This is a genomic window from Ornithinibacillus salinisoli (genome assembly GCF_042684965.1).
Lineage (GTDB): Bacteria > Bacillota > Bacilli > Bacillales > Amphibacillaceae > Ornithinibacillus > Ornithinibacillus salinisoli.
Map to the genome: position 1 here is coordinate 35,267 of NZ_JBHUMI010000015.1, position 16,281 is coordinate 51,547.

The following is a 16,281-nucleotide window of genomic DNA, read 5'->3' on the forward strand; positions in this document are numbered from 1 at the left end:
TGTTTTTCTTTTCTTATCTCAGTTCCTTATTCAAAAATGCATAAAAGTCTACCCACTCTTCAATGACTTTTGATGTTGGTTTTCCTAATCCATGGCCGGCTTTGGATTCCAATCGAAGAATGATAGTAGATTCTTTATCTGCCTTTTCCGTAAGTGTAGCTGCAAACTTTTTAGCGTGAGCTGGTACAACTCGGTCATCGCTTTCTGCCGTTGCTATAAGTACTGGTGGATATTTTTGACCATCTTTAATATTATGCAATGGTGAATAGGCATATAAATATGGAAATTGATTCGGATTATCTGCGCTTCCGTATTCTGGGATCCAATAACGTCCGATGGTAAACTTATGATAGCGTAACATGTCGATAACAGGTACTCTACATACAACAGCCCCAAAGAGGTCTGGGCGCTGTACCATGCAGGCCGCAACTAACAAGCCACCATTGGAGCCACCCATAATAGATAGTTTTGATTTTTTTGTGTAGTTATTTTCAATTAGCCATTCGCCAGCAGAAATGAAGTCATCAAATACATTTTGTTTGTTTTCAAGCATACCTGCTTTATGCCATTCTTCTCCGTATTCTGTTCCGCCACGAAGATTTGCTACTGCATAAACGCCGCCTTTTTCTAGCCAACGTAAAATTGCAGGGTTGAAAGTAGGGGTCATACTTATGTTAAAACCGCCATATCCGTATAAAATAACAGGATTTTCACTATCTAATTGTATTTCCTTATGATGGGTGATAAACATCGGTACCTTTGTTCCATCTTTTGAGGTGTAGAATACTTGCTTTGTCTCAAAGACGGATGTGTCTACTGGTAAATCCGATTCAGCAAATACAGACAGATGTTGGTCACTCAATCGATAGCTATAGACAATTGTTGGGCTTAAAAATGATGTGATCCCAAAAAAGATTTCATCATCTTCTTTACTACGGGTCATGTTTGTTAGTGAACCAAATACAGGTAATTCTATTTGGTGTAAATGTTCACCAGTAATACTATATACGTGAAGCTGGTGATGAGCATCATGTAGAAACGTAACAATGAACTTGTTATTAAGGTATTGGATGGTGTCCATTACATCTTCTTGTTCTGGAACGATGTCTCGCCAATTTTCTCGTGTAGGATTGTTAACATCAATCGCAATGATTTTTCCATTTGGTGTATTTAGGTCTGTCTTGAAATAAAATGTATTTTCATCGTTCGTAATATACACGTATTCGGCATCCTGATCATCGAGTAACCGAACAATTTCACCATCTGAATCTAGCCTTTTAATGTAAAATCTATTTTCCGTTGCTGTACCAAGAAGTACATATAGGCATAGATATTTTTCATCTTCACTTATTGTCGGTGAAAACATTAGCTCTTTCTCTTCTGGTTGTTCATGAATAAGAATATCTTCATTTTGTGTAGTACCTAATTTATGAAAATATACTTTATTATAATTGCTTTCATCTTCTTGATTGACACTTCCGGGTTCTGGAAAGCGGCTGTAATAGAATCCAGAGTTGTCTGGTGCCCATGCAATATTAGTAAATTTAATATGTTGGATGTGATCTTGTAAGTCTAGTACATTTTCAACATTGCGTATTCGGATTTCTTGCCAGTCACTACCATGAGTAGAAGTGGCGTACGCCATATAATTTCCGTCATTACTAAATGAAAAATTAGTCATGGCAACTGTTCCATCGTCACTAAGTTTATTAGGATCGATTAAAACCTCATCTTCTTCCTCGTTTTTATAAAGAATAGCTTGGTTTTGTAGCCCATCATTTTTTTGGAAAAATAATTTGCCATTTACCTTTTTCGGTACAAAATACTTTGGATAATTCCATAACTCTTCTAATCTATTTTTATCTTTATTTCTGGTTGTTGTTTGCGAAAAGTATGTATCGCATTGGTTTTTCATCCAGCTGCTCCATTCAACCGATTCCTGGGACGAGGGATCTTCTAACCAACGATATGGATCTGCTACTTTCGTTCCGTGAAAATCTTCCACAATTGAATCTTTTTTAAATGTAATCAAGATGTAACCTCCTTTTAGTACGTATATAAAGAATTCGACATGTAAACCGTTTTTTCCTCTTTATCGTTTCAATTCTAAAAAACTTTGCTAGGATACGCATAATTTGAAGCATTGCTTCATATGATGAATGAAATCATTCAAATTGGATCAGGGGGTTTCTCATGAGTCGTACGTTTGAGATGATTTTATCCATTATTGGAGTGTTGATTTACTTTTGTTTATTGGTGGTAGGAATCGGTTTGGTTTGGTTCTTAAATAATAATAGCCTGTTAGAAAAAATCTTGGGAGACTCGCTTCAACTAGAACTGGGAGTTTACATGACAGATGTAATTGAATTTATTAATATGTTTAGTACCGGTGGTTGGTTGTTAATTATTGTAATGGGGATTCCTTTGGTACTCGGTATCGTTTGCCTATTCTTAATTAAGGGGAATAACAAGCCGAAACCTGCGGGGATCATACTAATATCGACTGCTTTTTTTAGTGTGGTGTTCAGTTTTTGGATTGGGGCGGTTGGTGGTTTCTTTTATTTAATAGCAGGTTTGTTATGCTTAACGAGAATTCAGAGATAGAAATGTGACCATGTAATCTCAGTGATGTGTAGTTCTTTGTTACTAATATTTTTTCGTATCCATCATTGACTTTTTATAAAATAAGATTTATACTGCCAGTATACGTTGCTAGCATATAGGAACTTATTTTTTTGAACGATAACTAAAGCGCTTTCAAATTTTTTTCGAAAAAAACTAAAACGTTTTAGTTTTTTATAACAAGAATTTCGAAAACGTTTTCGGAAAAAGGAGAGGTGCACCCTCATGATGGAATATAATTTGGGAAAAGGAAAGTATGAGGACTGGATTGTTTCGGAAACCACATTTTCTCCAGATGCTTTAGGAAAAGGGGAATCGATCATGTATCTGGGGAACGGATATATGGGATTAAGGTCAGCAACAGAGGAACCCTACCTTAAAGAATCTAGAAATCTTTTAGTTAATGGAACATTTAATAAAGCATTTAAAAATGAAGTTACCGAACTACCTAACTTAGCTGATATCACAAGAATCGATATTCGCATTGATGGAACACGATTTAGCCTCGAGTTTGGTGAAACAAAGGAATATGTAAGGCAACTCAATTTAAGAACTGCTGAATTAACGCGGACATTCTATTGGACGTCGCCACAAGGTAAAGAATTACGTTTTTCATTTCATCGTTTTGTATCACTACATAATATGCATTTGATCGCTATGCAAATGGAGGTTGAAAGTTTAACTGAATCAGTAGAGTTATCTTTTGACTCTGGTATTAACGCACAAATGAGCAATTCCGGTTCGCAGCACTTTCTTGAAGGTGATCGGAGGGTGTATGACAGAAAATTTATAGAGCTTATTCAGACAACGAAAGAGTCGAATGTGGATATAGCAATTAATACGACCCATAACATCTTTGTAAACGGTAAGGCGTACAGTCACGAGCCTAAGATGAATATGAGCCGAAGAAATGTATGGCTCAGTTACGATATGAAACTTGAACCCAAAGAGAAATTAGTAATGGAAAAGTTAACCACTGTTTATACTAGCCGTGATAAAGAATTTGCTCGGACAGATTATCAGCTTGCTAATTTACGAGAGTATGCTTTAAATGAATTGAAAGCGATTTCTGGTAAAGGCTATAGCGAACTGTTGCATATGCATCAAACAGCGTGGGAAGACAATGTTTGGCAGTTTTATAATCTAGATATTAAAAGTGAAGATCCCTATGACTTACTTGCATTACGATTTGCGATCTATCATTTAACAATTATGACTCCTGCTCATGATGATCGAATGGGGATCGGTGCTAAAGCTTTGAGTGGAGAAGGGTATAAAGGGCATTCATTTTGGGATACAGAAATATTTATTCTTCCTTTCTTTACCTACTCGAATCCGGAAGTAGCTAAATCGCTTTTACAGTATAGATATCAAGGGTTAGCTGGAGCAAGAAGGAAAGCCCAAGAGAATGGATATAAGGGTGCGATGTATCCGTGGGAAGCCGCATGGCCAACAGATGGAGAAGTTACACCGTTGTTAGGTGATGTTGATATCGTCACGGGAGAACAAACAAAAATTTGGTCTGGATTGATTGAACAACATATCACTTCTGATATTGCCTTTGCAGTATATCAATATTATAACGTAACGAACGATCATGATTTTATGAATAAATATGGCTATGAAATGATTTTTGATACTGCGAATTTTTGGGCAAGTAGACTAGAGTGGAATGATGAGAAGCAAGAATATCATATCAATAATGTTATAGGTCCAGATGAATATAAAGAGCATGTGAATAATAATGCTTTTACAAATTATATGGCATACTTCAATTTGAAATTAGCTATGTATTACTATAAGTCGTTGCATGAGGTCAATTCAGAGGTGCTGGATGAATTAAATGAACGACTAAGTTTACTAGATTGTTATACGGATTGGGAATCAAAAGCTAGTCATTTATATTTACCAACACCACGTGAAGAAGATCTTGTCATCCCACAAGATGATACTTACTTACAGCTAAGAGAGATAGACTTATCAAAGTATAAAAATCAGGAACAGGTTCGCGGTATTTATAAGGATTATAGTCCAGAACAAATCAATGAAATACAAGTTACCAAGCAGGCTGATGTATTAATTTTACTCTATTTATGGGATCAAACATTTTTAAAAGACGATATTCGTTTAACCGAAGAAATGAAGAAATCTAACTTTAATTTCTATGAACCAAAGACATTGCATGATTCTTCATTAAGTTTGGCCACACATGCCATACTTGCAAATGATATTGGAAAAACGGATATAGCTTATTCCTTATTTAAGGAAGCTACAGAAATTGATCTAGGTCCAAATATGTATTCGTCTGATGAGGGTGTTCATGCCGCGTCAATCGGTGGAATTTGGTCCGTTGCTGTTTTTGGTTTTGCGGGTGTTCGGCTTCAAGATAAGAGGCTAAGAATCAATCCATGCCTTCCAAAACACTGGAGACAGATGAGATTTACAATCTACTGGAAAGGACAACCACTGTTTGTAACCGTTACAGATTCCTCTGTAATAGTAGAGGGGAAAACAGATGAAGTTCTAGAGGTTGAATCATTTGGAAAAGTATATCAATGGGAAGGTTACTTGGAAATACCAAGGAAGCACTCTAATTAGCGTTATTTAGTGGATGAGTAATTCATCCTTAAATATAAAATAAAAAAGAAACGAAAAGGGAGGATTTCATATGAAATTCCGTAAGAGTTTGTTAGTTTTATTATCCATTTCATTTGCATTATTTTTAGCAGCTTGTGGTGGGGACGATAATGAGGACGCAGAAGGTTCTGATGATTCTTCAGGTCAAAAAATAACCATTTTCCAAAGTAAAGTGGAAATTTCGGAGCAATTGGAAGCATTAGCTGCAGAGTATGAAGAAGAAACTGGTGTAGAAGTAGAAGTTTGGGGTACAACTGGTGATGATTACTTTCAACAATTACAAATTCGTTTAAATAGTAATCAAGGTCCTTCTATTTTTAGTGTTCGCCATGTTACAGAAGCAGAAAAATTAGAATCTTATCTATATGACATGAGTGACGAGGCTTTTGTTGAGGATGTTGCTCCGAATATGGCGTTGGAGTACGATGGAAAAGTTGTTGGTGTTCCGTACGGAGTTGAAGGATTTGGCTTAGTTTACAATAAAGATTTAGTTAGTGAAGAAGATATTGCTGATTATGAATCTTTTGTAAGTACGCTAGAGAAGTTTAAGGATTCAGATGTACAGGGTCTTAGTCTTGCTCAAGAAGCTTATTTCCTTATTGGTCATTTGAGTAACTACCCATTCTCTTTACAGGAAGATAATTATGACTATATTCAACAATTAAGTAATGGCGAAGTTACAATGGCAGAAACAGATGAATTCCAAGCATTTGGTCAATTAATGGAAGACTTACGAGCAAACATTCCAAACCCATTGGATATTACGTATGACGAGCAAATGGGAGACTTTGCTACTGGAAAAACAGCTATGATTCACCAAGGTAACTGGGCATACGGTATGTTTGAAGATTATGATTTAGACTTTGAAATTGGTATGGCTCCACTACCATTACTAGATAATGACAAATTAGAAGTTGGTGTAGGTAGTAACTGGGGTATTAATGCTAATAAAGACGATGCTGAGGTTCAAGCAGCAGCAGATTTCTTAAACTGGATGCATACGAGTGAAACAGGAATGCGTTATATAGTAGAAGAATTCGGGGCTGTACCGGCATTTACAAACATTGAAGCAAATGATTTAGATCCGTTATCTCAAGCAGTATTAGATGCTACTAATAGTGGTGAAACAATTCCTTGGTCTCATAACTATTATCCAGCAAATGTTATCGTAAATGATTTTGTGCCAGCTACGGAGAATTTCTTCTTATCCAAAGATGTTACTGGAGAACAGTTTATTGATAGCCTAGATGAGGCTTGGCAAAACGCAATTAAATAATAACGTGTACAAAATGATGGGGAGATATATAATTCTATCCCGCAGGTAACGGGCAGTAAGACCCCACTTCAATACTTTGAGGCAAAGCTAAGAGGTGTTGAGTGGGGGAACAACTGCCCGTAAATGTCTGATTCGTTCGGGTCTACAGGACGAGGAGTTACAATAGATGTTTTCGGTAGGACGGGTAATCGCAGTTGTTGCGTTCTTCGTCTTTGTTCATCTATTATCAGTGGGGATAAGAAACCCCACACGTAATGAAGTTTAATGAAGTTTCGCTTTATTTTCCTATCCATTTCATTTGTGATCCGATTCAATGAAACTATATTTTTGATTTTTGGGATTACATCAATGACAGCTAGGAGTATAAAGAATAATATTGTATTGGAAAGAAGGGATTAACGTGACAAATAGAATGACTAAAGGTTGGTTTGCATTATTTACTATCCCTCTATTAGTAATCTTTGTTACTGTAGTTATCATTCCATTCTTAATGGGAATTTATTATTCATTTTTTGATTGGGATGGTATTAGGGCAAATCCAATGGAGTTTATTGGGTTAGAAAATTATTTGCAATTATTTAGTGATTCACGATTTATTGAATCTGCATTGGTCACGATAAAATTTACTGTCATAGCAGTAATTACGGTAAATATACTAGGGGTTACTTTTGCATTACTTGTAACTTCCGCGTTACGAACCGTAAATGCAGCACGTGCAATGCTGTTTATGCCTAATCTTATTGGTGGATTAATATTAGGATACATTTGGCAATTTATTTTTACTGACGCTTTTAAAATAATTGGTGAGGCAACTGGATTCGAAAGCGTGTTCTTTAATTGGCTATTAGATTCTGATTACTCCCTGTATGCATTAGTATTTGTATTTACTTGGCAAATGGCAGGGTATATGATGATTATTTATATTGCAGGAATACAAGGAATTTCAAATGATGTTATAGAGGCCTCTAAGATTGACGGGGCAAGCTATTGGCAAAGGCTACGGAAAATTATTCTTCCATTATTAATGCCATCTTTTACAATTTGTCTATTCTTAACACTGTCCTTCGCTTTTAAAATCTATGATGTAAACCTATCACTAACAGGCGGTGGACCAGTAAATTCAACGGAGCTATTTGCACTGCATATTTATAATGAAATATTTGGTTATGGAAATTATGGTTTTGGTCAGGCTAAGGCAGTTATCTTTTTCGTGCTTGTTGCAGCTGTAACCTTAACACAAGTATATATTACGAAGAAAAGGGAGGTAGAGATGTAATGGAAAAGTTTAGCAAAGTAATAAGAGAAATTTTACTCTTATTGGCCGCAATTTTCTTTTTATCTCCCGTCTATATTATGGTGGTCAATTCTTTTAAAAACCGCCAAGAATTATATGAAAATGTCCTTGCACTGCCAGAACAATTTGGTTTCCAATACTATATCGATGCAATGGAGAAGATGAACTTCATGACAGCTTTGGGTAATTCCTTGTTTATTACAATCACATCTGTCATTTTTATTGTAATTCTTTCTTCGATGACTGCTTGGATGCTTGCGAGAACAGATAATACGTTAAGTAAAATAATATTTATGACCTTTATTGCAACGATGCTTATTCCATTCCAAACATTAATGATGCCATTAATACAATTTATGGATACAATTTCAAATGCATTACCGGTTCAAATGCTAAACTCTCGTGGTGGATTAATATATATGCATGTAGGGTTCAATGCTGGTATGGCAGTGTTTTTATACCACGGATTTGTGAGATCTACCGTACCAATTTCATTGGAAGAAGCGGCCACAATCGATGGTTGTACAAAGTTTGGCTTATTTTGGAGAATTGTATTTCCTATGCTAAAACCGATTACCGTTACTGTAATTATATTAAACGTGATACAAATTTGGAATGACTTCCTATTGCCATCATTAACACTAACTGATAAAGCTTTACGTACCATTCCTTTATCCACATTCTATTTCTTTGGCGAATTTACAATTCAGTGGAATATGGCGATGGCTGGCTTAACTTTAACTGTTATTCCTGTTGTTATCTTTTATATTTTTGCACAAAAGCATATTATTAAGGGAATTGGTGAAGGAGCAGTTAAATAGAAATGATGAAAGTGTAATCACTTGGCATCCAAGAAGCACATGTACATGTTGTAGAATGGATGTCTTACTTTATGAATAAAGAGAACAATGTCATGCTTCCAGGAGGGAAATGGAATGCAAAATTATTCAGGTTTTATGGGAGGATTATTTAATTTAGCAGAATGGATTATGCGTATTACTATAACAAACGTCCTCTGGATGATTAGTAATCTTCCTATATTGTTTATTGTTATAATGATGGTTTTAACTCCATCAAGTCTTGCCATCACTATAATGGCAATACCATTAGCAATTTTAATGCCTTTATTATTTTTTCCAACTGTATCAGCGGTATTTGCCATGGTGCGCGACTGGATTATGAATAAAGATCAATCCTCCCTTACAATGACGTATTGGAAGTATGTGAAAGAAAATTATAAAACAAGCTTTACGTATGGTTCCGTTATAACGCTTGCTTGGATCGTATGGACAATTGATTTCTACTTTTTTTATCAACAAAACAATCTTTTGGGAATGGTGATGGTATTAATAGGGCTATGGCTATTTGTTTTTACTATCAACCATTTTTGTATTCGGGTTCATTTTCATATGACAATTAAAGAGTCTATAAAAAATGCATTTTTTATAACAATTGGTAATCCGCTGTTATTCTTATCCATTTTAATCATAAACAGCTTATTAATATATTTGAGTTTTAGGATTTGGTTTGTTTTTCCGTTTTTTGCAGTAGCAATTACTGTGTTTCTATCTTTTTTTGCATTTTATCGATTCACGTTGAAGATTGAAGAAAAAGCTAACAGTCGTTAATAGTTACACAAAATTAGTAGGAAGTGATTGAACATGGCGACAATTAAAGATGTTGCAAAAAAAGCAGGGGTTTCCAATAGTGTCGTATCTAGAGCATTCAATAACTATCCAGATATTAATGAAAAAACTCGGCAAAGAATTTTTGAAATTGCGAAGGAGCTTAATTATACCCCAAATATTGTTGCGAAAAACCTTTCATCGAAAAGACAAAAGACAATTGGATTAATTGCTTCAGGTATTTTCACAGAAAATACAAAGGATACGATCTCATTTGAAATATTAAAAGGCGTATATACCGGAGTCCAGGAAAATGAATATGAATTGTCCATTTTTTTAATCGATTCATTGAAGCAAGAACAGAAAAGCTATGCACAATTTTGTCGAGATCGAAAAATTGGAGGCATTATTTTACAGGGGATTCGTACAGATGACCGGTATTTCAATGAGCTGATGGATTCGAATATCCCTTGTGTAATGGTTGATGTGGTTTCTGAAATGAATAATCGATTAATTGGTAGTGTCACGAGTGATAACTTTGGAGCAAGTAAGAAAATAGCTACACATTTATTGAAGCAAAATCATAGAGATATTGCAATCGTTGCAGGAACAAAGGAAACCTATGTAAATACGGAGCGACTAAAAGGGGCGATTAGTGCTTTGCAGGAATTTGGTTTAAAAGTCGCTGATAAGGATATATTATACGCAGACTTTTCCGAAGATGAAGCATATCACTTAACAAAAGAGTACCTAGAAAATTCACAACCGTCTGCTTTCCTATGTAACAGTGATTTAATGGCATATGGTGTTATGAGAGCGATAAAAGAAAAAGGGCTGCGGATACCAGAAGACATATCTATTACCGGTTTTGATGATTTATTGATTAGTGACTTTACGCAACCAAGACTAACAACTATACGACAAGATTTCTTTGAAATGGGAAAGCAATCTGCTCTATTGCTGCAGCGGTTAATGGAAAATCAGGATGAAACAAAATTAGTCTGTGTTGACTATGAATTTATGGAACGTGATAGTGTACAAACGATGAGAAGAACTTAAGGAGGATTATACCAACCATGAGCAAACCAAATATACTAATGATAATTTCACATGATACGGGAAGACATATAGGTAGTTATGGTCATCATGTCGAAACTCCTGAGCTTAATGAATTGGCAGAGAATGGCGTGCAATTTAATAATTACTTCTGTTCACAACCACAATGTAGTCCTAGTCGAGGCAGTATCCTAACAGGCATGTACGGACATAATCATGGCATGTTAGGTCTTGCACATATGGGACACTCCATGAAAAAGGATATCGATACGATGCCTTCTGAAATGAATAAAGTGGGATATGACACATGGTTATTCGGTTTTTTCCATGAATCGATTGATGGCGAGTTACAAGGGGAAAAGCTTGGCTATGAACATGTGATTGAGGTGCCTGGTAATGCAGCTAAAAATGTTACGGATAAGGTAGAAGCATTCTTACAAGAACGATCAACATCACCAGAACCATCTCCATTTTATGCTTCCGTTGGATTTGAAGAAACACACCGCCCGTTTGATGATTTTGAACCAGTTCCAATGGATTCTGTGGAAGTTCCTGATTATTTACCAGATACGCAAAAAGTACGTGAAGATTTAGCATATTTCTATGGATCTGTGAAAGAACTGGATAAGGCAGTTGGACGAATTAAAAAATCGTTAGAAGAAACAGGGTTAGCTGAGAATACAATATTGATTTACACGACTGACCATGGAATTGCATTTCCAAGGGCGAAGGGAACGTTGTTGGATGCAGGTCTTGAAACTGCACTAATAATGAGACTGCCACAAGGAATGAAAAATGGTGGACGGGTACAAGATGAGTTACTATGTAACATTGATCTTATGCCAACTTTAATTGAAATTGCGGGTGGAAATGTTCCTGAAGGTATTGATGGAGTCAGTTTCTTTCCGCTATTGCAGGAAGAGCAATATGAAGAACGAGATAGCTTTTTCTGTGAATTAACATGGCATGATCGTTACCACCCGATGCGGGGTATTCGTACAAAAAATTATAAGTACATACGTAATTTTGAAGATGGACCCAAAGTGTACTTGCCATTTGATATCCATGAAAGTTTATCGGGTCAAGACGTTCGTGAAGAATATTATGTATCTAATTCAGAGGAAGAATTATATGATCTGAAGAACGATCCATTGGAGCAGATTAACCTTGCAAACAATGATGCGTTTATCGATGTTTTACAAGAACTTCGTTTGAAAGTGGAGAAGTGGATGAAAGAAACGAACGATCCATTATTACAGGGTCCTGTACCAGGAGAAGAAGCAAATGAATGGAAGAAGGAAATAGAAGCTGGGAGAGTCTATAAAGGTTCTATGAAGTAAATGATTGGAGGGAAGGCGAAATGACGGATAAAAATTGCTGTGGGGTGAGCCGTAACGCAGCTAATTCACTGGCAAATGAAAAACTTCAACAAATTAATCAAATACCGCATTCCTCCAATGAAATAACAACAATGGATAACATGATCTTAGTCCCCGGGGGCTCATTTCTAATGGGAACAGATACAGAGCACGGTTTTAAAATGGATGGAGAAGGGCCTGTAAGAGAAGTGCAGGTGGATTCTTTCTACATAGATGTGCATACCGTTACTAATGACTCGTTTAAAGCCTTTGTAGACGATACAGGATATAGGACAGAAGCAGAACGCTTTGGCTGGTCATTTGTGTTTTATCAATTGCTCCATACAAATACCGCTAAAACAGTTAGACAAAAGGTCCAACAAACACCGTGGTGGTGGGTAGTTGAAGGTGCGGATTGGTCACATCCTGAAGGACCAAACTCATCTATTTCCGATCGAATGGACCACCCAGTAATCCATGTATCTTGGAATGATGCTCAAGCTTATTGTAAATGGGCGGGAAAGCGTCTACCAACAGAAGTGGAGTGGGAATATGCGGCCCGTGGTGGACTAGAACAGAAATTGTATCCATGGGGCGATGAATTGACGCCGAACGGGGAGCATTATTGTAATATTTGGCAGGGAAATTTCCCCCATGAAAATACGAAAGAGGATGGCTATGTAGGAACTGCGCCAGCAAAGTCGTTTCCACCAAACGGATATGGATTATATAATGTTTCGGGAAATGTGTGGGAATGGTGTTCGGATTGGTTTGGTAAAGGACCAGATGCTGGCCAAAATCGAGTGATGCGAGGTGGATCCTATTTATGTCATCATTCGTATTGTAATAGATATCGGGTAGCGGCGCGAACTTCAAACACTCCAGACAGTTCAACAGGAAATATCGGTTTCCGTTGTGTAGTGGATGTTAATTAAATACAACTAGTATTTTCAGAAAGGAACATGCATTATGATTCAATCTCCTAAATTATTTATTTTTGACTTAGATGGCGTCATTACGGATACAGCAGAATATCACTATTTAGCATGGAAAAAGCTTGCAGAAGAACTAGATGTTTCATTTGATAGACAGTTCAATGAACAGCTAAAAGGTATAAGTCGAATGGAGTCACTGGAACTTATTTTGGCAAAGAATCGTTCACTTTCTTTGTCTGATCATGAGAAAGAAAAACTAGCAAATGATAAAAATGAATATTATAAGCAATTAATTGAATCGATTAATGGTGAGAATACACTACCAGGTATTGAAAAATTAATAAAAGAAATTAAAGAGAATAATATAAAGATTGCTCTCGGTTCAGCAAGTAAAAATGCCAATATGGTATTAGATAAGCTTGGCCTTACCGAGTATTTTGATTATATTGTCGATGCAGCAAAGGTGAAAAAAGGAAAGCCCGATCCGGAAACATTTACTACAGCGGCGGATGCTTTTTCTATCCATTATTCCGATTGTATTGGAATAGAGGATGCAGTGGCAGGAGTTGAAGCGATTAATAAAGCTTCTATGTTTTCTGTTGGTGTTGGGTCAACAGAACATTTGGCAGAAGCGGATTATGTGGTAAATGATACTTCAGGGTTACAATTTGAGGAACTGGTAAGACAGTACTCAAATTGGAAAAAGTAATTTTTGATAGGATTATAGACAATCAGGAGTGTTTGAAATGACATGGAAACTAACAAAGTCAGAATTGGATAATCAAAGTCTATTAGTAAATGAAAGTTTACTATCTTTAGGAAATGGTTATCTAGGTGTTCGAGGCAACTTTGAAGAAGGGTATCATGAAGGGTATAAGTCAATCCGTGGAACATACATTAATGCTTTTCATGATGAAACGGAAATTACATATGGTGAGAAGTTATATGCCTTTCCAGATACACAACAAAAGCTTGTTAATATCATTGATGGTCAGGGTGTCTATATTTACCTTGATGATGAGCGATTTTCGTTATTTGAGGGAGAAATTCTTGATTTTGAACGGAATTTACATGTGAATACTGGATTCGCAGAGCGGATCATTCATTGGAAATCACCGAAAGGAAAAGAAGTAAAACTTCACTTTAGGCGAATCGTTTCCTTTGAGACGAAAGAATTATTTGCTATTGATGTAAGCGTGGAGCCTGTTCAAAATGTAGAACAGATAAAAATCATTTCTACTGTTGAGGGCGATGTATCAAACTATGTCGATAAAAATGATCCTCGCGTTGCATCTGGTCATGCCAAACGACTACATGTAACAGAAGTAAAAAAACAGGAAGACTATAGTATTGTTAAAGACACTACATATGTAACGAATCTGGAGGTTGCTTGTGCAACAGCAACGAGAGTAAATAGGAGTAATTCCTATGAATGTCACGTTACGGACACCGGTGTAGAAGAAGAATATGTGTTTGCTGGAAGTGAAATAGTTCGCTTTACGAAGTTTAATGTATATACAGATACACTTCGACATGGTAAGACGGTTATCGAGCAAGCAGTTTCCATTCAGGATAAGTTAGCGAACAGAACATTTGAGGACCTTTTACAAGCACAACAACAGTATTTAGATCACTTTTGGAGCAAGTCAGATATTGAAATTGAAGGAGACGACAAGCTTCAAGAAGGGATACGCTTTAATCTATATCAATTATTACAATCAGTAGGTAAGGATTCCGTTAGTAATATTGCAGCAAAAGGGCTATCTGGAGAAGGATATGAAGGGCATTATTTCTGGGATACCGAGATTTACATGTTCCCGGTATTTTTAATGACTAATCCAGAGATTGCTAAACAACTATTATTGCATCGCTATTCAATACTAGACAGTGCGAGAGAACGAGCGAAGGAAATGGGCCATAGAAAAGGTGCATTATATCCATGGAGAACAATCACTGGTGGAGAAAGCTCTGCCTTCTTCCCTGCTGGAACAGCCCAATATCATATCAGTGCCGATATCGCTTATAGCTTTATTCAATATTATCTTGTTACCAAAGATGAAGCTTTTTTACAAGAATATATGGCAGAGGTATTATTTGAAACAGCACGCCTATGGTCAGATACAGGACATATGTTAGATGGTCAGTTTAGAATTGATGATGTTACCGGTCCTGATGAGTATACCTGTATTGTTAATAATAACTATTATACAAATGTGATGGCTAAGCATAATTTATTGTGGGCCGCTAAGCTATATCGTAAGTTGAAAGAAAAAGGTGCTTTAGATCAGCTGGCAGAGAGATTAGATCTATCTGAGCAGGAAGCAAAAGAATGGCAAGAAGCAGGAGAAAACATGTATCTGCCATATGATGAATCACGAAAAATAAATGCTCAAGATGATAGCTTTTTGAAGAAAGAACGATGGGATTTGGAAAACACGCCAAAAGATAAATTCCCATTACTGTTAAATTATCACCCATTAACATTGTATCGCTATCAGGTATGCAAACAAGCAGATACCGTTCTGGCTCATTTTCTGCTAGAAGATGAACAGGATGAAGAAACAATCAAAAGTTCCTATGACTACTATGAACAAATTACGACACATGATTCTTCTTTATCTTATTGTGTATTTAGCATTATGGGCTCTAAGTTAGGGTATGATGAGAAGGCATATGCGTATTTTAATGAAACTGCAAGACTAGACCTAGATAATACGCATGGAAATACAAAAGATGGTCTTCATATGGCGAATATGGGTGGTACATGGTTGGCAATTGTATTTGGATTTGCTGGCTTACGAGTGAAGGAAAGTGGTATTTCCTTACAGCCTACATTACCAAAGAAATGGAAGTCATTAAAATTTCATTTACAATATCAAGGAAGATTGCTACAGATCCGCATGGAGAATGACACGATAACGTATTTGGTTGAAGAAGGAGAAGCGTTAACGATCACACATCATGGTCAATTCGTTACATTAGAGCGAGGAGAATCTGTTGTGTTGAAGCTTCGCGCTTAATCGTAAACAAAAGGTGCTGGGAAAAATTAAATCTTTCCACTCTAAAGACGAATGATTAGATGATTGGAAGTTTAGACAGTAACTTTTTCAACGGTTACACCTTAATTCTTAGTTGATAGTAAATGCGAAGTAACGGCAACTTGATTTCTGCTCCGGGCAGTCGCTTTCCGCAGGGAACGCGAAGAGGCTACAAGGATAGGCGAAGTATGTAAACGGACAATTCTTCCCTTATTTGTGACAAAAGTGGGTAATAAAGGAGTTTATAGGACATCAGTTCCGTTATTAACCTAAATGTCAGGTATTCTGGTACGAATTAGAGCAATTAACGTACTTGATGTCCGATAACATCTTCAAATAAGATTTTTTTACGAAATAACGTACGCCATGTCCGCTCCGTTAAACCCTTGCGTCGTGGTAGCCTAGTGCGAAGCATTACTAGAAGATGCAGACGCACTTGT

The 16,281-nt window shown here is 36.5% G+C and carries 12 protein-coding genes; 11 read left to right on the forward strand and 1 reads right to left on the reverse strand.

The features are described 5' to 3' along the window. Window positions 1-13: 13 nt before the first annotated feature. Window positions 14-2,032 (reverse strand): prolyl oligopeptidase family serine peptidase, encoded by a 2,019-nt coding sequence (locus tag ACFSTA_RS09960; protein WP_377556519.1) that lies wholly within the window; start codon window positions 2,030-2,032, stop codon window positions 14-16. A 161-nt stretch (window positions 2,033-2,193) separates the two neighbouring features. Here ACFSTA_RS09960 and ACFSTA_RS09965 point away from each other — a divergent pair, with 161 nt between their 5' ends. The 11 genes from ACFSTA_RS09965 to ACFSTA_RS10015 all read left to right on the forward strand — a co-directional run bounded on the left by ACFSTA_RS09965 (window position 2,194) and on the right by ACFSTA_RS10015 (window position 15,823). Then, complete coding sequence (locus ACFSTA_RS09965) at window positions 2,194-2,604, forward strand: DUF4064 domain-containing protein (RefSeq protein ID WP_377556520.1); 411 nt, start codon at window positions 2,194-2,196, stop codon at window positions 2,602-2,604. Window positions 2,605-2,847: 243 nt separating this feature from the next. Next, entirely contained in the window at window positions 2,848-5,220 is a 2,373-nt protein-coding gene (locus ACFSTA_RS09970) for a glycoside hydrolase family 65 protein (protein ID WP_377556521.1), read from the forward strand. Window positions 5,221-5,290: 70 nt separating this feature from the next. Continuing rightward, window positions 5,291-6,535 carry a sugar ABC transporter substrate-binding protein gene (locus ACFSTA_RS09975; RefSeq protein WP_377556522.1) on the forward strand — a complete coding sequence of 415 codons (1,245 nt, stop codon included), beginning with the start codon at window positions 5,291-5,293 and terminating at the stop codon, window positions 6,533-6,535. Window positions 6,536-6,947: 412 nt separating this feature from the next. Next, window positions 6,948-7,811, forward strand: coding sequence for a carbohydrate ABC transporter permease (locus ACFSTA_RS09980; protein ID WP_377556654.1), 864 nt, complete (start codon window positions 6,948-6,950; stop codon window positions 7,809-7,811). Beyond that, complete coding sequence (locus tag ACFSTA_RS09985; RefSeq protein ID WP_377556523.1) at window positions 7,811-8,650, forward strand: carbohydrate ABC transporter permease; 840 nt, start codon at window positions 7,811-7,813, stop codon at window positions 8,648-8,650. The genes ACFSTA_RS09980 and ACFSTA_RS09985 overlap by 1 nt, the downstream gene beginning before the upstream one ends. A 114-nt stretch (window positions 8,651-8,764) precedes the next feature. Further along, window positions 8,765-9,457: a YesL family protein gene (locus ACFSTA_RS09990; protein WP_377556524.1), complete on the forward strand. Its 693-nt coding sequence runs from the start codon at window positions 8,765-8,767 to the stop codon at window positions 9,455-9,457. A 33-nt stretch (window positions 9,458-9,490) separates the two neighbouring features. Then, window positions 9,491-10,513, forward strand: a complete 1,023-nt coding sequence (locus ACFSTA_RS09995) for a LacI family DNA-binding transcriptional regulator (RefSeq protein WP_377556525.1) — start codon at window positions 9,491-9,493, stop codon at window positions 10,511-10,513. A gap of 17 nt (window positions 10,514-10,530) precedes the next feature. After that, window positions 10,531-11,850, forward strand: coding sequence for a sulfatase family protein (locus tag ACFSTA_RS10000; RefSeq protein WP_377556526.1), 1,320 nt, complete (start codon window positions 10,531-10,533; stop codon window positions 11,848-11,850). A 20-nt stretch (window positions 11,851-11,870) separates the two neighbouring features. Next, window positions 11,871-12,803, forward strand: coding sequence for a formylglycine-generating enzyme family protein (locus ACFSTA_RS10005; protein ID WP_377556527.1), 933 nt, complete (start codon window positions 11,871-11,873; stop codon window positions 12,801-12,803). Window positions 12,804-12,837: 34 nt separating this feature from the next. Further along, window positions 12,838-13,512, forward strand: coding sequence for a beta-phosphoglucomutase (gene pgmB / locus ACFSTA_RS10010; protein ID WP_377556528.1), 675 nt, complete (start codon window positions 12,838-12,840; stop codon window positions 13,510-13,512). Between the two features lie 37 nt (window positions 13,513-13,549). After that, the gene (locus ACFSTA_RS10015; protein WP_377556529.1) at window positions 13,550-15,823 is read left to right on the forward strand and encodes a glycoside hydrolase family 65 protein; all 2,274 of its coding nucleotides are present in this window, start codon (window positions 13,550-13,552) and stop codon (window positions 15,821-15,823) included. Window positions 15,824-16,281: the final 458 nt, after the last annotated feature.